The organism is Massilia sp. UMI-21 (assembly GCA_015277795.1).
Classification (GTDB): Bacteria; Pseudomonadota; Gammaproteobacteria; order Burkholderiales; family Burkholderiaceae_D; genus Telluria.
This window is the reverse complement of the sequence record CP063848.1, coordinates 5190903-5215960: the sequence shown is the minus strand read 5'-3', so window position 1 is coordinate 5215960 and position 25058 is coordinate 5190903. Positions and strand designations below refer to the sequence as shown.

23 protein-coding genes and 1 pseudogene are annotated in these 25058 nt (G+C 66.2%); 19 read left to right on the top strand and 5 right to left on the bottom strand.

What is annotated here, in order from left to right; genetic code table 11:
* The first annotated feature begins 82 nt into the window (after positions 1 to 82).
* The 5 genes from queA (at position 83) to secF (ending at position 5795) form a co-directional block, all read left to right on the top strand.
* The gene (gene queA, locus IM543_22950) at positions 83 to 1114 is read left to right on the top strand and encodes a tRNA preQ1(34) S-adenosylmethionine ribosyltransferase-isomerase QueA (GenBank protein QOY94299.1); all 1032 of its coding nucleotides are present in this window, start codon (positions 83 to 85) and stop codon (positions 1112 to 1114) included.
* Positions 1115 to 1135: 21 nt separating this feature from the next.
* Positions 1136 to 2275 (top strand): tRNA guanosine(34) transglycosylase Tgt, encoded by a 1140-nt coding sequence (gene tgt, locus IM543_22945; GenBank protein QOY94298.1) that lies wholly within the window; start codon positions 1136 to 1138, stop codon positions 2273 to 2275.
* 199 nt (positions 2276 to 2474) lie between these two features.
* Positions 2475 to 2807, top strand: a complete 333-nt coding sequence (gene yajC / locus IM543_22940; GenBank protein ID QOY94297.1) for a preprotein translocase subunit YajC — start codon at positions 2475 to 2477, stop codon at positions 2805 to 2807.
* A 63-nt stretch (positions 2808 to 2870) separates the two neighbouring features.
* A complete protein-coding gene (gene secD / locus IM543_22935) occupies positions 2871 to 4769 on the top strand; it encodes a protein translocase subunit SecD (GenBank protein QOY94296.1) in 1899 nt (632 codons plus the stop codon).
* 3 nt (positions 4770 to 4772) lie between these two features.
* Positions 4773 to 5795, top strand: coding sequence for a protein translocase subunit SecF (secF, locus tag IM543_22930; protein ID QOY94295.1), 1023 nt, complete (start codon positions 4773 to 4775; stop codon positions 5793 to 5795).
* Between the two features lie 263 nt (positions 5796 to 6058).
* Here the strand turns inward: secF and IM543_22925 are convergent, their stop codons facing one another.
* The gene (locus IM543_22925) at positions 6059 to 6979 is read right to left on the bottom strand and encodes a LysR family transcriptional regulator (protein QOY94294.1); all 921 of its coding nucleotides are present in this window, start codon (positions 6977 to 6979) and stop codon (positions 6059 to 6061) included.
* A gap of 23 nt (positions 6980 to 7002) precedes the next feature.
* Between IM543_22925 and mdcA the strand changes: the two are divergent.
* The 9 genes and pseudogenes from mdcA (at position 7003) to mdcH (ending at position 14428) form a co-directional block, all read left to right on the top strand.
* Positions 7003 to 8635: pseudogene (gene mdcA / locus IM543_22920) on the top strand (malonate decarboxylase subunit alpha).
* A gap of 17 nt (positions 8636 to 8652) precedes the next feature.
* Positions 8653 to 9546, top strand: coding sequence for a triphosphoribosyl-dephospho-CoA synthase (locus tag IM543_22915; GenBank protein ID QOY96828.1), 894 nt, complete (start codon positions 8653 to 8655; stop codon positions 9544 to 9546).
* Between the two features lie 2 nt (positions 9547 to 9548).
* Positions 9549 to 9848 (top strand): malonate decarboxylase subunit delta, encoded by a 300-nt coding sequence (locus IM543_22910; GenBank protein ID QOY94293.1) that lies wholly within the window; start codon positions 9549 to 9551, stop codon positions 9846 to 9848.
* Complete coding sequence (locus tag IM543_22905) at positions 9845 to 10711, top strand: biotin-independent malonate decarboxylase subunit beta (GenBank protein QOY94292.1); 867 nt, start codon at positions 9845 to 9847, stop codon at positions 10709 to 10711. The genes IM543_22910 and IM543_22905 overlap by 4 nt, the downstream gene beginning before the upstream one ends.
* 20 nt (positions 10712 to 10731) lie before the next feature.
* Complete coding sequence (gene mdcE / locus IM543_22900; protein QOY96827.1) at positions 10732 to 11553, top strand: biotin-independent malonate decarboxylase subunit gamma; 822 nt, start codon at positions 10732 to 10734, stop codon at positions 11551 to 11553.
* A 100-nt stretch (positions 11554 to 11653) separates the two neighbouring features.
* Positions 11654 to 12073, top strand: coding sequence for a malonate transporter subunit MadL (madL, locus tag IM543_22895; protein QOY94291.1), 420 nt, complete (start codon positions 11654 to 11656; stop codon positions 12071 to 12073).
* 15 nt (positions 12074 to 12088) lie between these two features.
* Complete coding sequence (gene madM, locus IM543_22890; protein QOY94290.1) at positions 12089 to 12862, top strand: malonate transporter subunit MadM; 774 nt, start codon at positions 12089 to 12091, stop codon at positions 12860 to 12862.
* Between the two features lie 7 nt (positions 12863 to 12869).
* Positions 12870 to 13502, top strand: a complete 633-nt coding sequence (locus IM543_22885; protein ID QOY94289.1) for a malonate decarboxylase holo-ACP synthase — start codon at positions 12870 to 12872, stop codon at positions 13500 to 13502.
* On the top strand, positions 13499 to 14428 hold the full coding sequence (gene mdcH, locus IM543_22880; GenBank protein QOY94288.1) for a malonate decarboxylase subunit epsilon: 930 nt from the start codon (positions 13499 to 13501) through the stop codon (positions 14426 to 14428). Before IM543_22885 ends, mdcH begins: the two co-directional genes overlap by 4 nt.
* Positions 14429 to 14726: 298 nt before the next feature.
* Here mdcH and IM543_22875 read toward each other — a convergent pair whose 3' ends face one another.
* The 4 genes from IM543_22875 to IM543_22860 all read right to left on the bottom strand — a co-directional run bounded on the left by IM543_22875 (position 14727) and on the right by IM543_22860 (position 18881).
* The gene (locus IM543_22875) at positions 14727 to 17069 is read right to left on the bottom strand and encodes a family 43 glycosylhydrolase (GenBank protein ID QOY94287.1); all 2343 of its coding nucleotides are present in this window, start codon (positions 17067 to 17069) and stop codon (positions 14727 to 14729) included.
* A 141-nt stretch (positions 17070 to 17210) separates the two neighbouring features.
* Complete coding sequence (locus IM543_22870) at positions 17211 to 18056, bottom strand: HDOD domain-containing protein (GenBank protein QOY94286.1); 846 nt, start codon at positions 18054 to 18056, stop codon at positions 17211 to 17213.
* Between the two features lie 79 nt (positions 18057 to 18135).
* Complete coding sequence (locus IM543_22865) at positions 18136 to 18417, bottom strand: hypothetical protein (protein QOY94285.1); 282 nt, start codon at positions 18415 to 18417, stop codon at positions 18136 to 18138.
* Positions 18414 to 18881 carry a MarR family transcriptional regulator gene (locus tag IM543_22860; protein ID QOY94284.1) on the bottom strand — a complete coding sequence of 156 codons (468 nt, stop codon included), beginning with the start codon at positions 18879 to 18881 and terminating at the stop codon, positions 18414 to 18416. The genes IM543_22865 and IM543_22860 overlap by 4 nt, the downstream gene beginning before the upstream one ends.
* Before the next feature lie 180 nt (positions 18882 to 19061).
* Here IM543_22860 and IM543_22855 point away from each other — a divergent pair, with 180 nt between their 5' ends.
* The 5 genes from IM543_22855 to astD all read left to right on the top strand — a co-directional run bounded on the left by IM543_22855 (position 19062) and on the right by astD (position 25057).
* Entirely contained in the window at positions 19062 to 20003 is a 942-nt protein-coding gene (locus IM543_22855; protein ID QOY94283.1) for a helix-turn-helix domain-containing protein, read from the top strand.
* Positions 20004 to 20173: 170 nt separating this feature from the next.
* Positions 20174 to 21415 (top strand): acetylornithine/succinylornithine family transaminase, encoded by a 1242-nt coding sequence (gene astC, locus IM543_22850; protein ID QOY94282.1) that lies wholly within the window; start codon positions 20174 to 20176, stop codon positions 21413 to 21415.
* Between the two features lie 93 nt (positions 21416 to 21508).
* The gene (locus IM543_22845; GenBank protein ID QOY94281.1) at positions 21509 to 22537 is read left to right on the top strand and encodes an arginine N-succinyltransferase; all 1029 of its coding nucleotides are present in this window, start codon (positions 21509 to 21511) and stop codon (positions 22535 to 22537) included.
* Between the two features lie 11 nt (positions 22538 to 22548).
* Positions 22549 to 23583 (top strand): arginine N-succinyltransferase, encoded by a 1035-nt coding sequence (gene astA, locus IM543_22840; GenBank protein QOY94280.1) that lies wholly within the window; start codon positions 22549 to 22551, stop codon positions 23581 to 23583.
* Positions 23576 to 25057 (top strand): succinylglutamate-semialdehyde dehydrogenase, encoded by a 1482-nt coding sequence (gene astD, locus IM543_22835; GenBank protein QOY94279.1) that lies wholly within the window; start codon positions 23576 to 23578, stop codon positions 25055 to 25057. The genes astA and astD overlap by 8 nt, the downstream gene beginning before the upstream one ends.
* Position 25058: the final 1 nt, after the last annotated feature.

The following is a 25058-nucleotide window of genomic DNA, read 5'->3' as shown; positions in this document are numbered from 1 at the left end:
AGGGTTCGCCGCACGCGTTGCAGCCTCCGGGTTTCCCCCTATTGTAAGGCTGACAGGCTTCATTTTCCCAGAATTGACAACAATGTACTCGCTTTCCGATTTCGATTTCGAGCTGCCGCCAGAGCGCATCGCGCAGCATCCGCTGCCTGACCGGAGCGCCTCGCGCCTGCTGCAGCTCGATGGCGACCAGATCACCGACCGCCATTTTGCCGACATCGTCGACCAGCTCCAGCCGGGCGACCTCTTGGTGATGAACAATACGCGCGTGCTCAAGGCGCGCTTCTTCGGCGTCAAGGAAACCGGCGGCCAGGTCGAGGTGCTGGTCGAGCGCGTGCTGGACAACCGCACCGTGCTGGCACAGGTGCGCGCGTCCAAGTCGCCCAAGCCGGGCAACCGCATCCGCCTGGCCGAGGCCTTCGAGGTCACGGTCGGTGAGCGCGCGGGCGAATTCTTCACCTTGCATTTTCCCGGGGAGGGGGGCGATGTGTTCGAGCTGATCGAAGCCCACGGCCGCCTGCCGCTGCCGCCCTACATCGAGCACAATGCCGACGCATTCGACGAGCAGCGCTACCAGACCGTGTACTCGAAAGAGCCGGGCGCGGTGGCCGCGCCGACCGCCGGCCTGCATTTCGACCAGCCGCTGCTCGACCGCCTCGCCGAAAAAGGCGTCAAGCTCGCCTACGTGACCCTGCACGTGGGCGCCGGCACCTTCCAGCCGGTGCGGGTCGAGGACCTGTCGGCGCACCAGATGCACTCGGAGTGGTACACGATCCCGCAAGAGACGGTGGACGCCGTGCGTGCGGCAAAAGCGGCGGGCCGCGACGTGGTGGCGGTCGGAACGACCAGCCTGCGGGCGCTGGAGTCGGCCTCGCAGTCGGGCCAGCTGGTGGCGGGCAGCGACGATACCGCGCTGTTCATCACCCCGGGCTACCGCTTCAAGACGGTGACCCGCCTGATCACCAATTTCCACTTGCCGAAGTCGACGCTCATGATGCTGGTGTCGGCCTTTGCCGGCTACGACCAGATCCGCACGGCCTACCAGCATGCGATCGCCAACGAATACCGCTTCTTCAGCTATGGCGACGCCATGCTGCTGACGACAAGCTCACGTTAAATACGCCCGTTAAAGAAACCGATGCTCGAATTTACCTTACTGAAAAAAGACACCAGCGGCCTGTCGCATGCGCGCCGCGGCCGCCTGAAGCTCAACCACGGCACCATCGAAACCCCGATCTTCATGCCGGTCGGTACCTACGGCTCGGTCAAGGCGATGAACCCGGTCGAGCTGAAGGAAGTGGGCTCGCAGATCATCCTGGGGAACACCTTCCACCTGTGGCTGCGCCCGGGCACGGCGGTGCTGGACAAGTTCGGCGGCCTGCACAAGTTCATGGGCTGGGATGGCCCAATCCTGACCGACTCGGGCGGCTTCCAGGTGTTTTCGCTGGGCGCGATGCGCAAGATCACCGAAGAGGGCGTCAAGTTCGCCTCGCCGATCGACGGTTCGCGCCAGTTCCTGTCGCCGGAAGTGTCGATGCAGATCCAGCGTTCGCTGAACTCGGACATCGTGATGCAGTTCGACGAGTGCACGCCGTATGAGATAGATGGGCGACCCGCCACTAGCGAGGAGGCGGCCAAGTCGATGCGCATGTCGCTGCGCTGGGCGCAGCGCTCGATGAACGAATTCAAGGCCGGCGAGAATCCGAACGCGCTGTTCGGCATCGTCCAGGGCGGCATGTACGAGCACTTGCGCGACGAGTCGTTGGCGGGGCTGGAAGACATCGACTTCCCCGGCCTGGCGATCGGCGGCCTGTCGGTGGGCGAACCCAAGGAAGACATGCAGCGCATCCTGGCCCACGTCGGCCCGCGCCTGCCCGAGAACAAGCCGCACTACCTGATGGGCGTCGGCACGCCGGAAGACCTGGTCGAAGGCGTGGCCAACGGCGTGGACATGTTCGACTGCGTCATGCCTACCCGGAATGCGCGCAACGGCTGGCTGTTCACCCGCTTCGGCGACGTCAAGATCAAGAATGCCCGCTACAAGGACGACACGGCGCCGCTGGACGAGAGCTGCGATTGCTACTGCTGCAAGAACTTCTCGCGCGCCTACCTGCACCACCTGCACCGCTCGAACGAGATCCTGGGCGCGCGCCTGAACACCATCCACAACCTGCACTTCTATCTGAAGATCATGCAGGAGATGCGCGATGCGATCGACGCCGACAAATTCAACGAGCTCCGGATCCAGTTCCGGGCGGATCGCTCGCGCGGCGTGTAAGCGGGCGCTTACTGCTCGGCTGGCAATCGGGTTCTTGCGAGAACCCTTTTTTTTACCATTGCCAGGCGCTTGCGCTTATTTTTCCTGCAACATCTTGCAATCTGGAATTGCAAGCCTACATAGCCCCAGATTGTCCCCGGCCGCAGTGCCGGTGCTAGAATACACCGCTTATTTTTTAATCCTCACAATTGGAGTCCTTGTGTTCATTTCCAATGCGTACGCGCAAACCACGACCGCAGCCGATCCTGGCCTGATGGGTAGCCTGACCACGTTCCTGCCGCTGATCCTGATGTTCGTGGTCATGTATTTCCTCTTGATCCGCCCGCAGCAGAAGCGCCAGCGTGAGCTCAAGACGATGATGGACGCGCTGACCAAGGGCGATGAAGTGGCGACCGCCGGCGGCATCCTGGGCCGTGTCGTGAAAGTGGCCGACACCTATGTGACGATCGAAATCGCGGCCGGTACCGAGATCGTGGTCCAGAAGAACGCAGTGACGACGCTGCTGCCGAAAGGCACCCTGAAGGCCTTGTAAGCCGGTAAGCACCATCCGCGGCCTCCGGGCCGCATCGTGCCCAACATTGAACGCTGGAACACTATGAATCGCTATCCCGTCTGGAAATATCTATTGATCGCCGTCGCGCTCCTGCTGGGTGCGTTGTACACGGCGCCGAACTACTTCGGCGAAACGCCGGCCCTGCAGGTCACTACCGGTAAATCGACGGTCAATGTCACCAGCGCCACCGTCGGCATGGTCGAGGATGCGCTCAAGCGCAACGGTGTTCCGGCCACTGCGGTCGGCCTCGAAGGCAGCGGCAACAGTACCTCGGTGCGTGCGCGCTTCCCCAGCACCGACGCCCAGTTCAAGGCCAAGCTGGCGCTCGAACGCGACCTGAACCGCGACGCGGAAAATCCGGATTACATCGTCACCGTCAACCTGGCCAAGAACACCCCGGCCTGGATGGAAAAGATCAACGCCAAGCCCATGAACCTGGGCCTGGACCTTCGCGGCGGCGTCCACTTCCTGCTGCAGGTCGACGGCAAGGCCGTGCTCGACACCAAGGTGAAGGGCGTGCAGGCCGGTGTGCGCAGCCAACTGCGCGACAAGAACATCCGCCACGCCGGCATCGAGCGCGTGGGCGACAGCATCGAAGTGCGCTTCCGCGACGCCGAGACCCGCGCCGCCGCGCGCGAGGCACTGGCCGCGCAATTCCAGGAGCTGGCCTTCCTGGACGCCGCCGACGGCACCGAGCTGAAACTGGTCGTCACCCTGAAGCCGGACGCGCTCAAGCGCACCGTGGAAGACGGCGTGAAGCAGAACATCGCCACCCTGTCCAAGCGCATCAACGAGCTGGGCACCAGCGAACCGCTGATCCAGCAGCAGGGCGCCGACCGCATCATCGTCCAGCTGCCCGGCGTGCAGGACGTGGCGCGCGCCAAGGACATCATCGGCCGCACCGCCACCCTGGAGCTGCGCATGGTCGATTCGACCGTGACCCCGGGCACCGAACTGACCGCCGCCATCCCGCTGAACTCGGAACTGTTCACCGAGGGCCGCGGCGCCCCGATCGTGGTCTCGAAAGACATCATCCTCACCGGCGACTACATCTCGAGCGCGGTGGCCAGCTTCGACTCCAACCAGCAGCCGGCCGTGTCGCTCGACCTGAACGGCGACGGCGGCCGCCGCATCCGCATGGCCACCCGCGAAAACGTCGGCAAGCGCATGGCCATCCTGCTCAAGGAAAAGGGCAAGTACAGCGTGCTGTCGGCCCCGACCATCCAGAGTGAGCTGGGTTCGACCTTCCAGATCACCAACATGGGTACCTCGGAAGACGCCAACGAACTGGCGCTGCTGCTGCGCTCGGGCGCGCTGTCGGCGCCGATGGAATTCATCGAAGAACGCGTGATCGGCCCGCAGCTGGGCGCCGAGAACATCGAGCGCGGCCTGAAGTCCACCATCTGGGGCTTCGTCGCGATCGCCATCTTCATGGTCATCTACTACCACGTGGTCGGCTTCGTCAGCGCGCTGGCGCTGGCGGCCAACGTGCTGTTCCTGCTGGCGCTGCTGTCGATGATGCAGGTCACGCTGACGCTGCCGGGTATCGCGGCAATCGCGCTGGCGCTGGGTATGGCGATCGATGCCAACGTCCTGATCAACGAGCGCATCCGCGAGGAATTGCGCGCCGGCGCCGCACCGCAGGTGGCGATCAACGCCGGCTTCAAGCATGCCTGGGACACCATTTTCGACTCCAACATCACCACCCTGATCGTCGGCCTGGCGCTGCTGATCTTCGGTTCCGGTCCGGTGCGCGGCTTTGCCGTGGTGCACTGCCTGGGCATCATGACCTCGATGTTCTCGGCCGTGTTCGTGGCCCGCGGCATCATCAACCTCTGGTATGGCCGCAAGAAGAAACTGACCAGCATCTCGATCGGCACGGTCTGGAAAGACGGTTTCACGCCTAACAAGCAAAACGCGACTCAGGGAATTCAGGAATAAACCATGGAATTTTTCAAGATCAAACGGGACATCCCGTTCATGCGTCACGCCCTGATCCTCAACGTGATCTCGGCGCTGACCTTCCTGGCGGCGGTGTTCTTCCTGGCGACCAAAGGCCTGCATCTGTCGGTGGAATTCACCGGCGGCACCGTGATGGAGCTCAGCTATCCCCACGCGGCAGACCAGGAAAAAATCCGCAACACGCTGCGCGGCATCGGTTACGAAGCGCCGGAAGTGACCAGCTTCGGCAATGCGCAAACCGTCCTGCTGCGCCTGCCGATCATCGAGGGCCAGGCGGCGGCCGGCTCCTCGACCAAGGTGTTCGACGCCGTCTGCGCATCGGAACAGGGCACGCCGAAGGTCACCCAGGTCACCACCGACAAGGGCGAACAGGTCAACCGCACCAGTTGCGTGAACGCGGGCGACCAGGAACTGGTCAGCCTGCAGCGCGTCGAGTTCGTCGGCCCGGCGGTCGGCGACGAGCTGGCCCAGAACGGCCTGAACGCCCTCATCATGACGATCATCGGCGTGGTCGCCTACCTGGCGATCCGCTTCGAATGGAAGTTCGCGGTCTCGGCCATCATCGCCAACCTGCACGACGTGGTGATCATCCTGGGCTTCTTCGCCTTCTTCGAGTGGGAATTCTCGCTGACGGTGCTGGCGGCGACCCTCGCGGTGCTGGGCTATTCCGTCAATGAGTCGGTCGTCATCTTCGACCGGATCCGCGAGATGTTCCGCAAGCAGCGCAAGATGAGCGTGCCGGAAGTGATGGACCACGCAATCACCAGCACCATCTCGCGCACCATCATCACCCACGGCTCGACCCAGATCATGGTGCTGTCGATGCTGCTGTTCGGCGGCCACGCACTGCATTTCTTCGCGCTGGCGCTGACCATCGGCATCTGCTTCGGCATCTATTCCTCGGTGTTCGTCGCCGCGGCCATGGCCATGTGGCTGGGCGTGAAGCGCGAAGACCTGATCAAGCCGGTCAAGGAAAAGGACGAGACCGACGGCGCCGTCGTCTAAGGCCCGCCCCACCAGAACATGCCGCCCCGGCCCCGCCGCGGCGGCATGTTTGCATGTAGATCAAGCCGATGTCACAAATTTGGCAGTTTTCGTGCGGTAACGCACAGAGTTGCGTAATGGCGATCCCTATAGTGGACCTGTCTCTTTCAGGACATCCCTAGTTTTGGACTTCACCCGCTCCCCAACCGGAGCGGTTTTTTTTTGCCCGGAGCGCGGCCTTGGCAATACTTTGCCAACAATGCGCTGGTGTGGCGCCAGGCGCGTCAGGCGACCAGATCTTTTCGCCGCGCATACATCCTGCACTCGGCCGCCAGCGCCAGCAGGTTCGGATCGCGCTCGCGCCGCTGGGAATAGAGCAGGGTGATCGATTGCTTCGATGCGAACTTGCGTGCCAGCGGCACCAGCCTGATGCGGGTACTGAAGGACGCGATCCGGCCAGGCAGCAGCGCAAAACCCATCCCTTCGCCCACCAGGTTGATCAGCGAGAAAATGTCGCTGACCTCCATGGCGATCTTGGGCTTGTGCCCACTGCCGTCAAAAGCGTGGAAGAAACTGTGCGCGGTCACAAACCCTTGTTTCAAGGTCAGGAACTTCTGGTCCAGGGTGTCTGCCAGGTCGACTTCGGGAAGCTTGGCGAACGGCGAATCGGCCGGCACGGCCAGGTAGATCGCGTCGTCGAAGATCGGCACCGACACCAGGTCGCCGCCCGTGGGTGGCTCGATCAGGCCGATGATGACGGCATCGAGGTTGCCTTCGCTCAGGTCGCGCAGCAGGGCCTGGTTCGAGCCCATGGTCAGGCTGACCTCGACGTCCGGCTTGCGCAATTTCAGTTCGACGATGATGCGTGGAATGCAATGCAGGGTCAGCGAATGCAGCGTGCCGATGCGCAGTTTAGTAGCGTTCACATTCGCGAGCTCGCGTACGCGCTTGACGCCCTGCTGGCAAGCGTCGAGCGTCCTGCGCGCATGCTCGGCGAAGACGTGCGCCGTCTCGAGGGCAATCAGGTGTCGTCCAGAGCGCTTGAACAGCGGACAGCCGAGGCCTTCCTCCAGGGTATGCAAGGCCCGGTGGATGCTGACCGCGCTCTGGCCAAGTACTTCCGACACGCGCGCCAGGCTGCCTAGCTCCATGAAGGCCAGGAATATCTCGAGTTTCTTGAGCGTGATTTCTTCGTCGATGATCATGTTGTCACAGAAAACTCGCCCAAGTGGAGCCGCCGGCGACAGGAAAACAGCGCCGCCTCGCACTTGCCCAACCGTATGCATCCGGCCGGGTGATCCCGACCGATCAGATCGTTCCAGCGCTGGAAGCCCTGATCTCCCCCCGGCGACCGCGTCGTCCTGGAGGGCAACAACCAGAAGCAGGCCGATTTCCTGGCCCGCGCGCTGGTGCAGGTGGATCCCGCGAAAGTGAACCATCTGCACCTGATCATGCCCAGCGTCAGCCTGCCCGAGCATCTCGACCTGTTCGAACTCGGCATCGCCCGCAAGCTCGACTTCGCGTTTGCCGGCGGGCAGAGCCTGCGCATCTCCCAGTACCTGAAGGACGGCCAACTGGAAGTCGGCGCCATCCACACCTATGTCGAACTGTATGCGCGCCTGTATGTGGACCTGACGCCGCAGGTGGTCATGGTGGCCGGCTACAAGGCCGACCGGCAGGGCAATCTCTACACTGGCCCGAGCACCGAAGACACGCCCGCCCTGACCGAAGCCGCGGCCTTCCGCGACGGTATCGTGATCGCCCAGGTCAACGAGATCGTCGACGACCCGGCCGACCTGCCGCGGGTCGACATCCCGGGCTCCTGGGTCGACTTCGTGGTGCAGTCCGACAAGCCGTTTTTCATCGAACCGCTGTTCACGCGCGATCCCCGGCTCATCAAGCCTGTTCACGTGCTGATGGCGATGATGGCCATCCGCGGCGTGTACGAGCGCCACCAGGTGCAGTCGCTGAACCACGGCATCGGCTTCAATACCGCCGCGATCGAACTGCTGCTGCCGACCTACGGCGAACAACTGGGGCTCAAGGGAAAGATTTGCCGCAACTGGACGCTGAACCCGCACCCGACCTTGATTCCCGCCATCGAATCGGGCTGGGTCGAGAGCGTCCACTGCTTCGGCGCCGAGCTGGGCATGGAGAACTATGTTGCCGCCCGCCCCGATGTGTTCTTCACCGGCCGTGACGGTTCGCTGCGCTCGAACCGGCTGCTGTGCCAGCTCGCCGGACAGTATGCGGTCGACCTGTTCATCGGCTCGACCTTGCAAATGGATGGACTGGGCAATTCGTCGACCGTGACGCGCGGCCGCCTGACCGGCTTCGGCGGCGCGCCGAACATGGGCCACGACCCGCACGGGCGGCGCCACGCCACGCCGGCGTGGATGTCGATGATCGATGCAACCGATCCCTTAAATCGCGGCAAAAAGCTGGTCGTGCAGATGGTGGAGACCTTCCAGGACAACGGTCAGCCGAGCATCGTCGAGAGCCTGGACGCGGTCCAGGTGGGCCGCGACACCGGCATGCCGCTCGCCCCGGTGATGATCTACGGCGACGACGTGACCCACGTGCTGACCGAGGAAGGCATCGCCTACCTGTACAAGTCGCAGTCGCTCGAGGAGCGCAAGGCCATGCTGGCGGCCGTCGCGGGCGTCACGCCGATCGGCATGCGCCACGATCCCAAGGAGACCCAGCGCATGCGCAGCGCCGGGCTGATCGCCCTGCCCGAGGATATCGGCGTGCGGCGCGCCGACGCTACCCGTTCGCTGCTGGCAGCGAAGAGCATCGGCGACCTGGTCGACTGGTCCGAGGGCTTGTACGAACCCCCGGCAAAGTTCAGGAGCTGGTAATGAACAGCCCGGACATCATGGACGCCCTGATAGCGCGCACGGCCGGCGCACCCACCCGGCCGACGGCCCAGTCCGCCACTCTGCTGGCCGACGGCGCCGTGGCCGCACTGATCGACGAAGCCATGCTGACGCCCAAGCCCGGCCTGGTCGACCTGCGCGGCCGCGGGGCGCACAGCGACATGGACTGGAGCCTGATGTGCCATTCGGCGCGGGTGCTGCATCCGACCTTCGATGCGCTGGCCCAGGCCGGCGGCACGATACCCGACATGCCCACGCTGCGCGCCCGGATCGGCCAGATCGGCCGGCTGGGCGAAGCGGCCATGCTGGAGGCGACCGGCGGTATCAACACCCATCGCGGTGCGATCTGGGCGCTGGGCCTGCTGGTCACGGCGGCCGCCCAGGTCCCGGGCGCGGCCTGCGCATCGGACATCGCCCGCCGTGCCGGCGCGCTCGCCCGTTGCCCCGATCGCTTTGCCCCGGTTCATACCAATAACAAAGGCGAAGCCGCATGCAAGCGCTATGGCGTGGGCGGCGCGCGCGCCCAGGCCCAGGCGGGCTTTCCGTCCGTGGTCGACAGCGCCCTGCCGCGGCTGCGCGCTTCGCGCCGGCAGGGAAACAGCGAGATCACCGCCCGGCTCGACTGCCTGCTGGCCCTGATCGCGCAGCTCGACGATACCTGCGTGCTGTCGCGCGGCGGCACCGAGGCGCTGGCGGCCATCCAGGACGGGGCGGCGCAGGCGCTTGCCGCCGGCGGTGCAGGCACGGCCAGCGGCAAGCGTGCGCTGCGCACGCTGGATGGGCTGATGGTCGGGCTGAGGGTTTCGCCCGGCGGCGCGGCGGACTTGCTGGCCGCCACCCTGTTCCTGGACCGCCTCCAGCACCAACGATCGAACCGACAGCGCAAGGACTAAACATGGAAAAATTCACGAGACAATTCGCCGCCGCCGCACCGGCGCCGCGGCGCGCCATGGCCGGGGTGGTGGGTTCCGGCGACCTCGAAGTGCTGGTCGAACCCGCCAGCGACGGCGCCACCAGCATCACGGTCACGACCTCGGTCGACGGCAAGCAGGCGGTCTGGAACGCCGTGCTGGAGCGGATGTTCGACGGCGCCGGCCTGCCGGCCGTGAACATCGACATCAACGACTGCGGCGCCACGCCGGGCGTGGTCCGCATGCGCCTGGAAGAGGCGATGGAAGAGGCGAAGAAACCATGAGTACGACAGCCATGAACAGCACGGATTTCCGGCAACGCGACAGTTTCATCGAGCTGGGCGCGCGCCAGCGCGCCATTGCATTGCTCGACCAGGGCACCGCCCGTGAACTGCTGGGGCCGTTCGACCGCGTCAAGTCGCCCTGGCTCGAACCGCAGGGCATCACGGCGCAGGCCGACGACGGCGTGGTGGTGATGAAAGGCACGCTCGGGCAGCAGCCGGCCGTCGTGCTGGCGATCGAAGGCGGCTACGAGGGCGGCAGCATGGGCGAAGTGGGCGGCGCCAAGATCGCCGCCGCGCTGGAATTGGCGGCCGAGGACAACCGGCAGGGCGTGCCCACCTGCGCGGTCATCCTGTTCGAAACCGGCGGCGTGCGCCTGCAGGAGGCCAACCTCGGCCTGGCCGCCATCGCCGACATCCACGCGGGGATCGCCGACCTGCGCCGCTATCAACCGGTGATCGGGGTCAGCGCCGGCACCGTCGGCTGCTACGGCGGGATGTCGATCGCCGCCGGACTGTGCAGCTACCTGGTGTGCACCCGCGACGCCCGCCTGGGCCTGAACGGGCCGCAAGTCATCGAGCAGGAAGCCGGCATCGCCGAATTCGACTCGCGCGACAAACCCTTCATCTGGAGCCTGACCGGCGGCGAGCAGCGCTACCAGAGCGGGCTGGTGGATGCCTACGTGCAGGACGACCTGGCACAGATCCATGCAGCCGTCCTGCAGTGCCTGCGCGCCGGCCTGCCGCGGCAGCATCGCAGCGACCGCTTCCGCGACTACCTGGCCCGGCTGGCCGAGGTCGACACCTCGGTCCAGGCCACCGCGGAGAGCGTCCGCCACATTTACACGAAAGGAAGCGCATCGTGAGCACCGTTCCGAATCCGAAGCTGAATCCCAGCCGCGGCCTGACCTGGTTCTCCAGGCTGACCGGCCAGGCCTCTCCCGTCCCCGGCTACAGCCAGGCGCTGCGCGTCGCGGATGCAGACCTGGACGGCCACCCGGCGCGCTTCATCGCGGTCGTGCCCGATCCGGACAACCGCTTCCCACGGGTACGCGACGGCGAAGTCGGACTGGTCGAGGGATGGGAAATCGCCAGGGCCGTGCGTGAACTGGCCGAGGCCGAGCGCGAGCAGGACAGCAAGAGCGCGATCGTCGCGATCGTCGACGTCACCAGCCAGGCCTATGGCCGGCGCGAGGAAGCCTTCGGCATCCACCAGGCGCTCGCCGCCGCCGCAGCCGCCTACGCCGATGCGCGGCTGGCCGGGCATCCGGTGATTGCGCTCATCGTCGGCAAGGCGATTTCCGGCGGCTTCCTGGCGCACGGCTACCAGGCCAACCGCATCATCGCGTTCGACGACGACGCGGTCAGCGTGCATGCAATGGGTAAGGCATCGGCGGCCCGCATCACGCTGCGTTCGGTCGAAGCGCTCGAACAGCTCGCCGCCCAGGTTCCGCCGATGGCCTACGACATCCGCAATTACGCCTCGCTCGGACTGCTGTGGCGCCTGTTGTCGGTGGCCGACGCCGACGCAGCGTCCGACGGCGATGTCGAACTGGTGCGCAGCAGCTTGCTGGCGGCGCTGGCGGACATCCGGGCCACGCTTGATCGCGGCTTGAGCGGACGTCTCGACGCCGACAACCGCAGCGCCTCGCGCAAGGTCCGCGAACTGATGCGGGCCCAATGGCAATCCGACCCGACTCACGGCTGAAAGGAGACCGGCACCCGCTTGTTCCCACGACGCTGCCCAGCGGGCAGCAGCAGTAAGCACAACAATAAAAGCAAGACAACCAATCTATTGGAGACTGATCATGATTGTTTTTGGTGTAGCACTTCTCGCGTTCTGCACATTGGCCGGGCTGTTCATCGGCGATGTCCTTGGCGCCTTGCTTGGCGTGAAAGCGAATGTCGGCGGTGTCGGCTTTGCCATGCTGCTGCTGTTGTTCCTGACCGACCTGTTCAAGCGGCGCGGCATGCTGGTCCACGCATCCGAGCAAGGCATCGGATTCTGGACTGCGATGTACATTCCGATCGTGGTCGCGATGGCGGCGCAGCAGAACGTGGTCGGCGCCGTCAAGGGCGGGCCCGCGGCGATCCTGGCCGGCGTGCTGGCTGTCGTGGTCTGCTTCGCGCTGATTCCGCTGGTCGCGAAGATCGGCAAGGGCCGCTACGGTCCCGGCCCGCCGGTCGGCGCCCCCGACCCGTCCGGCGCCGCCAGTGCGCAACGTTGATCCAGGGAGAACGGCATGAATACGACGCAAGACATCCTGGTCGACCTGTTGGCCAAGAACGGCCTGCTGACCGCCTTCGCGGTGGTCGGCCTGACGATGTGGATTTCCTACTTCCTGTCCGCGCGCCTGACGCGTGGACACCTGCACGGTTCGGCGCTGGCCATCATGATCGGGCTGCTGCTGGCCTACATGGCCGGCACCGCGACCGGCGGCACCAAGGGCGTGGTGGACCTGAAGCTCCTATCGGGCATGGGCCTGCTGGGCGGCGCCATGCTGCGCGACTTCGCCATCGTCTCCACCGCCTACGGCGCCAGCCTGTCCGACATGCGCCGTTGCGGACTCTCGGGCATCGTCGCGCTGCTGCTCGGCGTGGTCCTGTCCTTCGTGATCGGGGCCGGCGTCGCCTATGCGTTCGGGTATACCGACGTGGTCAGCATGACCACCATCGGCGCCGGCGCGGTCACCTATATCGTTGGCCCGGTGACGGGGGCCGCCATCGGCGCCAGTTCCGATGTGGTGGCGCTGAGCATCGCCGCGGGACTGGTCAAGTCGGTGCTGGTGATGGTGGGGGCGCCGTTCTTCGCCAAGTCGATCGGCCTGGATAACCCGCGCACCGCGATGGTGTACGGCGGGATGATAGGCACGACCAGTGGCGTATGCGGCAGCCTGGCGGCGATCGATCCCAAGCTGGTTCCCTACGGCGCCATGACCTCGACCTTCTACACCGGGCTCGGTTGCCTGATGGGGCCATCGGTCCTGTTCTTCGCCACCAGGGCGCTGTTCGCCTGAGGCCATCATGCACGCCCATCTCCCACCGCTGCGCCCACACGATCTGCTGTGGGTATCGGACTGGCAGGCGTTCGAGCCCGACGGCGCCCTGCCGTCGTGGGCCGAGGCGGCGCAGCGCCGCGGCTGCCCGCTCGTCGTGCGGCGCGCGCGCACCGCCAGCGATGCCTTGCTCCCGGTGGGACTGCGCGGCGAAGCACGCAGCGAGCGGCTGGCCGGCGTGCTCCGGCGCTCGGCGGTACGCGCGTGCGCCAGCCCCGAGACGCTGGTCCGGCGCGAGTTGACGCAGCCAGGCGCGGCGCCGATCCTGACTGCGCTGCGCCGGCTCGCTCCCCGACTCGATGGCAGTGGCCTGGCGTGGGGGCCCACCGGCGGGCTCGGCTTCGCCCTGGCGACCGGCTGGCCGGTCCTCCATCCGGCCAGCGATATCGACTTGCTGGTACGCGCCCCGACTCCGCTGACGGCAAGCCAGGCAAGCCTGCTGCAGGAGGTGAGCGCGGACGCCGCATGCCGCGTGGACCTGCAGATCGATACCGGACATGGCGGTTTCGCCTTTGCCGAATGGATCAGGAACGGCGGCCGGGTGCTGCTCAAGACCGATACCGGACCGCGCATGACCGACGATCCGTGGGAGGCGCCATGACCGTGCTGTTCACCTTCCCCGGCCAGGGCGCCCAGCGCCCGGACATGCTGCACCGCCTGCCGGACCATGCCGAGGCCGCGCGCACGCTGGCCGAAACCGGCGAGGTGCTCGGGACCGACCCGCTGGCGCTGGACACGCCCCAGGCGCTGGCGTCCAGCAGGGCGGTTCAGCTATGCCTGCTCATTGCCGGCGTGGCAATGGCACGCAGCTTGACCGCGATGGGCGCGCAGCCGGGCATGGTGGCGGGATTGTCGATCGGCGCCTATCCGGCGGCGGTCATTGCGGGCGCGCTGGATTACCCCGACGCCGTCGCGCTGGTCGCGCGGCGGGGCAGGCTGATGGACGAAGCTTTTCCCCATGGCTACGGGATGGCGGCCATCGTCGGCCTGACCCAGCCGCAACTCGACCCCCTGATCGACGGGGTGCACACGGCGGCCAGTCCGGTCTACCTGGCCAATCTGAACGCCGAGCGGCAACTGGTGATTTCCGGCGCCGACGCCGCACTCGATGCCGTGATGGCATTGGCGCGCGCGCAAGGCGCCAGCAAGGCGGAACGCCTGGCCGTCAGCGTACCCTCGCACTGCGCGCTGTTCGACGCCGCGGCCGACGACATGCTGGCGGCCTTCGGCCAGGTCGCCCTGCGCCGTCCGCACACGACCTTCCTCAGCAGTAGCATGGCGCGCATGCTGGCCGATCCGCTGCGCATTGCCGAGGATCTCGCGACCAATATGGCGCGCCAGGTGCGCTGGGGCGACACCGCGCGCCTGGCCTGGGAGCGCGGCGCCCGCCTGGCGGTGGAAATGCCGCCGGGCCTGGTGCTGACCAATCTGACCGCCCCGGAACTGTGCGAGGGACTGGCGATTGGCTGCGACAATACAGGCACCGACACTGTCCTGGCGCTGTGCGCGCGCTTTGCACGCACCTGACGCTGCATTAGCCCGTCACCGTCGGGCGCGCCAAGGTGTGTCAGCGCACAGAGCGCCTGGACCGACACGCTTATAGTGGAACTGTCTCTTTCAGGACATCCCTAGTTTTGGACTTCACCCGCTCCCTCACCGGCGCGGGTTTTTTTTGCCTGTCGCGCCGGCGTGAAGAAATGCGCTCCTGTGTGAACCAGCGCACGGAAGCGGGCTCGTGCGAGACCTATAGTGGAACCGTCTCTTTCAGGACATCCCTAGTTTTGGACTTTGCCCGCTCTGTGGAGCGGGCATTTTTTTGTCCGGCTCAGCGCGCCAGGGCGGCGATGTCGGCATCGCCCAGGGCGCCGCCATAGATGCGCAGCTCATCCATGGCGCCCTGGTAGGGCGCATCCCACCAGTTCACCCCCAGCGCGAACACGCCGCCGGTGGTGCTGAACACGTTCGGGAAGTTGCTGCCGCTGAAGCGCTTCACCCCGTCCACGTAGACATTGACGGCGCCGTTCCTGACGCTGAAGGCCACGTGCGACCAGCGGCCCACCGGCAGGTTCATGCCGACGCCGGCGTCGTACCAGGCCGTTCCCGACCACAGCATCGAGGCGCCGTTGACGAATTCATGTCCCTTCGGCAGGAAGCTGATCCAGGAATCCGTGGTCCGGGCGCCGAAGAAGGTGGGCGTGAACGCCGTCAGTTGCGCCGGCTTGAGCCAGAGTGCGACGGTGTAGCTGTTGGAGCTGATCAGGCCGTTGGGCAGGCGGATGCCGCTGGCGCCGTTGAAGACTGCGGCCTTGCCCTTGACGCCCGCCTCGAAGCCGATGCTGCCGCCCGCGGCGTCGATCCGGTTGCCGACGACCGCGCCCGCTGCGGATGCGCCGCTGGCGTCGAGCAGGTTGCCGTCGAAGGGGTAGTGCGCCAGCAGGCCGCCGGCCTTGCGCACCGTGACCGTGAAGGTTTTCACCATGCTGGCCGGGCCCTTGCTGATGCGTGCGCTCAAGGTCACAGTGAGGTCGGTCGCGGCCGGCGTCACGACCCCGCTGTTGCTGACGACGGCCGGGTTCGACGAGCTCCAGCCGATGGTCGCGCCGCGCGCCGCCGAGGTCGGCAGGTTCAGGTTGGCGCTCACGGCCGCGGTATTGCCCAGGCTGAGCTCGTCGTAGATGGCCTTTACCACCTGCGGATCGCTACGCTGGACCAGGCGGCTGCCGAACACCGCCACCCCTTCGCGCGACAGGGCCGACAGGGTCATGACGTAGCTTTGCGAGGTTTCGTCCCACTGGTTCAGCAAGACCCCCTTGTAGGGCGAGGGGGAGCCGGACAGCCGCAGCTCGACGCCATTGCTGCCGGACAGCAGCCAGCTGCCCGTCACGGCGCCGCTCACCGCGCCATTGGCGTGCAGCGTGACCGGCTGGGACTTCTTGACGGCGGCAGAGATGTCCTTGCCATGGTTGACGAACAGGTAGTCGCCATGCACGAAGCCGCGCGGCACGGCGCTCGCGCTTTCTTTTGCGTAGCGATAGGGCGCGACGACCGGCCAGCCGTCGGCATTCATGAACATCTGGTGTACCCGGACTTCGTGCTGTTCGCCGCGCTCGGGGAAGCGCGCATGGAACACCAGGAAATGCTTGCCGGTCGCGGCATCGTAGTAGGCCGAGTTATGGCCGGGCGACACGTAGCCGGTGCCGATGCCGGTCCCCGCTTCGCCGAGCTTGCGCTCGAACAGGTAACTTCCCATCAGCTTGACGCCGTAGGGCGCGATCGAGGCGTCGTCGAACAGCGGCCTGGCCGGATCGGACTTGACCCTGGCCATGTCGTTGCCCTGGGCGTCCAGGTAGGGGCCGTCCGGCTTGAGCGAGCGCGCCACCCGCATGTTGTAGCCGCCGTTCGCATCCAGGCCGCCGAAGGAGGTGAACAGGTAGTAGTAGGACGTGGCCGGGCTGTACAGTACGAACGCCCCTTCGATGCGGCTGTAGTTGCCGCCCATCAGGCGCTTGCCGTAGCCCTGGCCCGGCAGCGGCATGCCGTTGGTCGGGTTCATCTGCATGATGAAGATGCCGCCCGAATACGAGCCGTAGACCATCCACAGGCGGCCGGCATTGTCGGAGAACACATGCGGGTCGACCGTGTTCGGATGCTTCAGGGCGTCGTACACCGTGCCGTCGGGGCTGGGCTGGCCCCACATGCCCGAGCGCAGGATGATGCCCTTGTCGACGTAGGGTCCTTCGATGCGCTCGGCCACCGCCACGCCCAGGGCGGAGCGCGGGGAGTCGCCCTTGCAGGCGTTGTAGTACATGTAGAACCTGCCGTCGGCCAGTTGCCTGACGTCGGCCGCCCACAAGGTGTTCGATTGGGCCCAGGCAAAGGTGTCGGCCAGTTCCGTGAACACGTTGGCGGCGCCGTTCAGGAACAGGGGATTGCTGGCGCCGACGCCGTTGCTTACCTGCTGCCAGTTCATCAGGTCGGTGGACTTCGCGGCGGCCAGGTGCGAGCCGAAGACGTAATAGGTGTCGCCGGCCTTGATCACCGAAGGGTCGTGGACCGATGCGTTCTTGAAGCTGATCGGGGTGACGCCCGGACGGGCGGCGGCGTGCGAGGATGCCAGGGAGGCGGCCAACAAGGCCCCCATCCCCCATAGCGAAAGGGTGTTCTTCATTGCATGTCTCCGTGATCGTTATTGTCGTGATTCCGGCCCGGACGAGCGCTGCATGCAAGAGTGAAGAAGTCTCTGTCGTTTTACTAATGAGATTAATGCGGCGGCCGATACCCGTATCGGTATCGGCGCATCGTCGCCCGCTTACAGCAGGGCGGTAGTCAGGCTCTTGACTTCGTCGGCCGACTCGGCCAGCACGTGCGCCAGGGTGCCTTCGCCGACGGTGAAGTCGATGGTGGCTGCCGAGTCGAGCGTGGTCGCGCCCGGGCGCTCGTACAGCGGGGAGGGGAAGGGGGCCAGGTCCTTGGCCAGCAGCAGGGTATCGCCCAGGGTTTCCGGCGGCAGGGCGCGCATGCCGTTCCACAGGGCTTCGATGGCGCCCATCACCGGCACCGGCACGCCCAGCTTGAGCAGGACGCCGCGGCCGATCGCCACTTCGCCGTGTTCGATCCACTCGTCGGCGCCACCCTCGGCGGCGCCGTCCAGCAGGCCCGGAAACTCCTCGGCACGCGAGAGCACGTAAAAGCCGCCGACGTCATGCACGATGCCGGCGAACATGGCCGTTTCCGGATCGACGAAGGAGACGCGGCGCGCGATCACCTGGGCCAGCGCGGCCACGTGGGCCGAATGGATCCAGAGGGCGTCGGCCTTGGCGCGCAGGCCGGGGTCGACGATTTCGCTGGCCAGTTGGCGCACGATGACCGAGGCCGCCAGTGCACCGAGCGTACGGAAACCGACCCGCTGCACCGCTGCGCGGACATTGGTGACGTCGTGTCCGGCGCGGTTGTAGGCCACCGAATTGGCGATCGCCACGGTGCGCGCGGCCAGCAGCGGCTCGGCCTGCACCAGGCGCGCCGCCATGTCGGTGTGGCAGTCGGCTTCGTTCAGGGCGCGCTGCAGCTTGAGCGTCGCGTCGACGTTCGTAGGAAAGCTGAGTTCGCCGCGGCTGACCTCGGCGGCGATGCTCTTGAGGGCGGAGAGTCGGTCCATCAAAAAATTATACGCCGATCCCACTGTCCAGTCGTAAAAAATTGCCTTATGGCATTGTTTTCACGACCTGGTTGGGGATTCAGGGTTCGCTGAAGATGGCGTCGCAGCCTTCTTTCTGCTCTTCGGTATCCTGCAGTTCGTCGACCAGGCCAAGGTCGAGCAGCTCTTCGGTGGCATTCATGAAACTGTTGAGCTTGGTGGCGCCGATGAGGCGGTAGATCTCGCCGGATTCGTTGCGCACGCCGATCAGCATGACTTCCTGCTGGACTTCGTCCAGGGGCGCGACGTCGAGCAGGATGTTACCGATGATGTGTTTGTCGAAATGGGCAGGCTTTTTGCCGTCGATCAGGGATGTTTTCAAGGCAATTCCTTTGCTTGTGATGGGTGGGGAGGAAGGCCGGCGGCGGCGATCTGGTCGCGCAGCTTGCGCAACACGCTGTCCAGGGCGTCGAAGTCGGCATCGGCGTAATGGTGGAACAGCTGCCTGCCGCGCGCCACCACCTTGGGAAACACGTTGGCGAAGGCCGTGTCGCCGGCGGGCGTGAGGCGCACGAAGAAAGAGCGCTTGTCGTCGCTGCTGCGTTCGCGCACCACCAAGCCCTTCTGTTCCAGCCGCTCGATCACGCCGGTGAGTGTGCCCTTGGTGATCAGGGTACGCTCGCCGAGCTCCTTGTAGCTCATGCCGGGCGTATTGCCCAGTGTGGCAATGATATCGAACTGCGCGTGCGTCAGTCCGTGCTGGCGCACCGCTTCGCCGGAAAAACGTTCGAAGCCCTGCATGCACTCGGCCAGCAGCCGCACACTCTTTAGATATCGTTCCCCCATGGGCAGGATTATAGCCGCCCCTCGGGCTTTTGCCGGATCGGCATCACGTGGCGGACGGGGCCGTGGTGCTTGTTCGCCTGCTCTTTATCCTTCGCTCTTTATCTCCGGTATCATAACGGCCGATGCGGTCCGCCGGACGCCATGCCCTTTCCCCCTTGATGACAGCGCCGATCCATTCCGATGCAGCCTGCTGACCTGTCCCAACTGGCGCAGGAGCGGCCGCTGCGCGTGCTGCTGGTGAACGCGGGCGAGCCGGACATGCTGACCTGGTCCGGCCTGGTCCAGCCGCTGCGGCTGGCGGCCAAACTGCTGGGCCCCGAGCTGCTGCACGTCGACGTGCGCAGCCCCGACAAATTCACGGGCGACGCCGCGCGCCATTGGCACCTGGTGCTGCTGGTCGCCGACGAGGCCGAGGCCGCCCTGAAGCCGGCCAACTGCCGCGCCCTGGTGGAACGCTGCCGCGCCGCGCCGTTCTGGGGCGGGGTCGGCGCCGGGGTGCTGTGGCTGGCCGATGCCGGCGCCCTGCACGGCGTGCGCACCGCGCTGCCCTGGGCGCTGTACCCGGACACCAATGCGCTGGCCGAGCAGGCCCTGTTCACCCCCAACCTGTACGAATTCGACCGCAACCGCCTGACCTGCTGCGGCGGCGCGGCCAGCATCGATTTTGCGCTGACCCTGGTCGAGATGCTGTTCGGCGCGAAGCTGGAGGCCCAGGTCAAGGAAATCCTGTGCGTGGACCGGGTGCGCGGCCAGGACGAGCGCCAGCGGGTGGCGCTGCAGGCGCGCTTCGGCACCCTGCAGCCGAAGCTGACCGAGGCAGTGGCCCTGATGGAAGCCAACATCGAAGAGCCACTCTCGACCGACGAGATCGCGCAGCTGGCCGGCGTGTCGCGGCGCCAGTTGGAGCGCCTGTTCAAGCAATACCTGGGCAGCCTGCCGTCGCGCTACTACCTCGAGCTGCGCCTGCAACGGGCGCGCAAACTGCTGCTCGAGACCAATAATTCGATCGTGCAGGTGGGCCTGATGTGCGGCTTTTCCTCGGGCTCGCACTTTTCGACGGCCTTCGGGGCCCTGTTCGGGAAGACCCCGCGCGAAGAGCGCCAGCGCAAGCTGGGGCAGTAAAGCGGGGGGGCGCCGGGCCAAGTGGATTGCCAAACCCGCAATATTTCTTCGACTAAAAACGAAAATCCCTGTCGCACTTCTGCAAGAACTTGTCAGGGCGGCTTTCTATAATGGCTCGAGCCTGTGCGGACCTTTCGCCGCGCACAACGATCATTGATGAGGAAGAAGCCATGAACGCAAACCTTGATTCCGGTGTCACCACGCGGCCTGTCACCCGGCAGACCTTCGACGACGTCCTGGTCCCGACCTACGCCCCGGCCGCGATGGTGCCGGTGCGCGCAGCGGGCCTGGACCTGTGGGACCAGGAAGGCAAGCGTTACCTGGACTTCACCTCGGGCATCGCCGTGTCGAGCCTGGGCCACTGCAACCCGGCCCTGGTCTCGGCGCTGACCGAACAGCTGGGCAAGATCTGGCACCTGGGCAACGGCTACACCAACGAGCCGGTGCTGCGCCTGGCCCTGGCCCTGACCGAAGCCACCTTCGCCGACCGCGCTTTCTTCTGCAACTCGGGCGCCGAAGCCAACGAAGCGGCCCTGAAGCTGGCGCGCAAATATGCGCACACCAAGTTCGGCGCGCACAAGTCGCGCATCGTGTCCTGCCTGTCGTCCTTCCATGGCCGCACCCTGTTCACCGTGTCGGTGGGCGGCCAGCCGAAGTACACCGAAGGCTTCGAGCCGCTGCCGCAGGAACTGAGCCACATCCCGTACAACGACATCGACGCCGCGCGCGCCGCGATTACCGACGACGTGGCCGCCGTGATCGTCGAACCGATCCAGGGCGAGGGTGGCGTGATCCCGGGCGATCATGCCTACCTGAAGGCCGTGCGCGAGTTGTGCGACAAGACCGGCGCGCTGCTGGTGTTCGACGAAGTGCAGTCGGGCGTCGGCCGCACCGGCGCCTTCTACGCCTACATGGACACCGGCGTCACTCCGGACATCCTGACCTCGGCCAAGGCGCTGGGCAACGGCTACCCGATCGGCGCCATGCTGACCACCGACGAGATCGGCCAGCACTTCAACGTCGGCTCGCACGGCACCACCTACGGCGGCAACCCGCTGGCCAGCACCGTCGCCCTGAAGGTCGTCGAAACCATCAACACCCCAAGCTTCCTGGCGCGCGTCAAGGAAGCCAGCGCCAGGATCTTCGCCAACCTCGAGAAGCTGGCAGGCGAGTACCCGCAGGTGTTCGGCAAGCCGCGCGGCCTGGGTCTCCTGATCGGCCTGCCGATGGCCGGCGACTACAAGGGCCGTTCCAAGGACTACACCAAGCTCTGCGAAAAACTCGGCCTGATGCTCCTGATCGCCGGCCCGGACGTGGTGCGCCTGGCCCCGGCCCTGGTGGTGTCGGACGAGCAGATCGCGGAGGCGGACCGCCTGATGCGCGAAGCCGTGCAGGCCCTCATCGCCGCGTAACACCGGTGCGACCACGGCCGGCCGGCCCGGGAAAGCATTCTTTCCGGGCCTGGCCGGCCTCGCTGCTTGTTTGATCTCTTTCCAGGAGTCCGCATGTATGTAGTTCGTCCGGTTGAACGCGCGGATATCGGCGCCCTCGAGGCCTTGGGCGCGGTGACGATCCCCGGCGTGCACACGCTGCCGCGCACGCGCGAAGCCATCGTCGCGGCGGTCGAGCGTTCGATCGCCTCGTTTGCCGCCCACGTCGACATCCCGAGCGAGGAGTCGTACCAGTTCGTGCTGGAAGACCTGCGCACGCGCGAAGTGGTCGGCACCTCGTCGATCCACGCCTCGGCCGGCTCGAACGGCACCTATTTCGCGTTCCGCAACGACGTGATCCAGCAGGTCTCGCGCGACCTGAACATCAGCCACAGCGTGCATGCCCTGACCCTGTGCTCGGAGCTGACCGCCTATTCGCACCTGTCGGGCTTTTATATCCGCAACCGCGACAGCGCGGGCGCGGAAGCCGCGCTGCTGTCGCGCGCGCGCCTGCTGTACGCCGTGCTGGCCCCGCACCGCTTCGGCGACCGTTTCTTCGTGCCGCTGGCCGGCGTGACCGACCAGGACGGCCAGTCGCCGTTCTGGAATGCGCTGGGTCGCAAGTTCTTCAAGATGGACTTCCTCGAAGCCGAGCGCGTCATCGAGGGCGCCCGCAACCGCACCCTGATCGTCGAGCTGATGCCGCACTATCCGGTCTACGTGCCGCTGCTGCCGGGCGACGCCCAGGCCGCGCTGGGCCAGATCCATCCGAGCGGCCAGCTCGCCTTCAACCTGCTCACGCAAGAGGGCTTCCAGGCCGACGAGTACATCGACATCTTCGACGGCGGCCCGATCCTGCAGGCCCACCGCAATGCCCTGCGTTCCTTCAGCGCGTCGCAGTTGCGCCAGGTCGAGAGCGCCGGCCGCGCCGCCGGCGGCGACGAGCTGGTCAATTATGCCGTGGCCAGCACCGAACAGAACTTCCGCGCCGTCATCGCCGCCTGCCCGCCGGCCGAATCCAGCCAGGCGATCTGCCTGCCGCGCGAGGCCCAACAGGCCTTGGGCGTTTCCGCAGGCGACAGCGTCACCTGCGTGCGCATCTGAGAGAGGACCCGATGCTCGTAATCCGTGCAGTGAAAACCGACGACCTGGACGCCCTGATCGAGATGGCGCGCCAGGCCGGCAGCGGCATGACCACGCTGAAACCCGATCGCAAGATGCTGGGCGACCGCGTGGCGACCGCAGTGGCCTCCTTCAACCAGACCATTCCGCCCGAACAGCGCGACTACATGTTCGTGCTCGAGCACACCGACCATGGCAGCATCGCCGGCGTGTGCGCGATCAAGGGTGCGGTCGGCCTGACCGAGCCGTTCTACAACTACCGCATCGGCACCCTGGTGCACTGCAGCCGCGAACTGAACGTGTTCACGCGTATGGAGACCCTGTACCTGTCGAACGACCTGACCGGTTCATCCGAACTGTGCTCGCTGTTCCTGCTGCCCCAATACCGCGCCGGCTTCAACGGCAAGTGGCTGTCCAAGAGCCGTTTCCTGTTCATCGCCCAGTTCCAGCAGCTGTTCACCGAAAAGATCATCGCCGAGATGCGCGGCTTCCAGGACGAGAGCGGCACCTCGCCCTTCTACGAAGGCCTGGGCCGCCACTTCTTCAAGATGGATTTCGACCACGTCGACGGCCTGACCGCGCTCGGCAAGAAGTCCTTCATTGCCGAGCTGATGCCGCGCCAGCCGCTGTACGTCGACTACCTGCCGGAATCGGCGCGCGAGGTCATCGGCAAGGTCCACACCTCGACCCTGCCGGCGCGCAAGCTGCTGGAGAAGGAAGGCATGCACTACGAAGGCTACGTCGACATCTTCGACGCCGGCCCGGTGCTGCAGGGCCGCGTGTCCGAGCTGCGCGCGGTGCGCGACAGCGTGCTGGCGCTTGCCGAGGAAGGCATGCCCGAAGGCGAAACCGAACACCTGCTGGTATCGAACACCGACCTGGCCGATTTCCGCATGATCCTCACCCGCGCCGTGCCCGGCGCCACCCGTGTCGCATTGTCGGCCCAGGAGCTGTCGCAGCTGCGCGTGCAGGCCGGCGACGATGTGCGCACGCTGCCCCTCAACACAAGGAAGAACGCGAATGCCTAATCTCTCGAACTACATCGACGGCGAGTGGCTCGCCGGCAGCGGTCCCGAACTGGTCACCATCGACCCGTCGACCGGCCGCCAGACCTGGACCAGCAAGGCCTCCACCGAGGAAGACGTGGCGCGCGCCGCCACGGCCGCCCGCAATGCCTTCGAAGCCTGGGCGCTCGCGCCTTTGGCGCAGCGCATCGCGGTCTGCACGCGCTTCCGCGACCTGCTCAAGGAGCACAGCGAAGAACTGGCATCGATCATCGCCGAGGAAGTCGGCAAGCCGCTGTGGGAAGCGCGCACCGAGGTGGCCACCATGGCCAACAAGATCGACATCTCGGTCCAGTCCCATGGCGCCCGCACCGGCGAGACCGCCTCCAAGGTCGCCGACGGCAATGCCGTGCTGCGCCACCGTCCGCATGGCGTGTTCGCCGTCTACGGCCCGTACAACTTCCCGGGCCACCTGCCCAACGGCCACATCGTGCCGGCCCTGATCGCCGGCAATACCGTGGTGTTCAAGCCGAGCGAGTATGCGCCGCGCACCGCGGTGAAAACCGTGCAGCTGTGGGAGCAGGCCGGCCTGCCCAAGGGCGTGCTGAACCTGGTCAACGGCGGCCGCGACACCGGCGTGGCGCTCGGCCAGAACCCGGACATCGACGGCATCCTGTTCACCGGCAGCAGCCAGACCGGCATGGCCCTGCACAAGCAGTTCGGCGGCCAGCCGGGCAAGATGCTGGCGCTGGAAATGGGCGGCAACAACCCGCTGGTGGTGTGGGACATCCCGCAAGACCCCAAGCTGCTCGACGCCGCCGTGCACCACACCGTGATGTCGGCCTTTATCTCGGCCGGCCAGCGCTGCACCTGCGCGCGCCGCCTGATTGTCCAGGACGGCCCGCAAGCCGCGGCGTTTCTTGACCGCTTGGTCAACATCGCCGCGACCCTGCAGCCCGGCCCCTCGACGGCCGAGCCGCAGCCTTTCATGGGCCCGGTCGTCTCGAGCGCCGTGGCCGCCCGCCTGGTGCAGGCCCAGGCCGACATGGCCGCCAAGGGCGGCAAGGTGCTGTTGCAGATGACGCAACTCGATCCGAATGCCGGTTTCGTCACCGCCGGCATCGTCGACACCACCGACGCGCAGGGCATCCCCGACGAAGAGTGGTTCGGCCCGCTGCTGCAGGTGATCCGCGTGAAGGACTTCGACCAGGCGCTGCGCGTGGCCAACGCCACCGAGTACGGCCTGGCCGCGGCCCTGCTGTCGCCGTCGGAAGAACTGTGGAAGCGCTTCGCGGTGCGCGCCAGGGCCGGCATCGTCAACTGGAACCGCCCGACCACCGGCGCGGCCAGCTCGGCGCCGTTCGGCGGCGTCGGCAAGTCGGGCAACCACCGCCCGAGCGCCTACTACGCCGCCGACTACTGCGCCTATCCGGTCGCCTCGATCGAGACGGCCGAACTCGAACTGCCGGCCAAGCTGTCGCCCGGCCTGACCTTTTAAG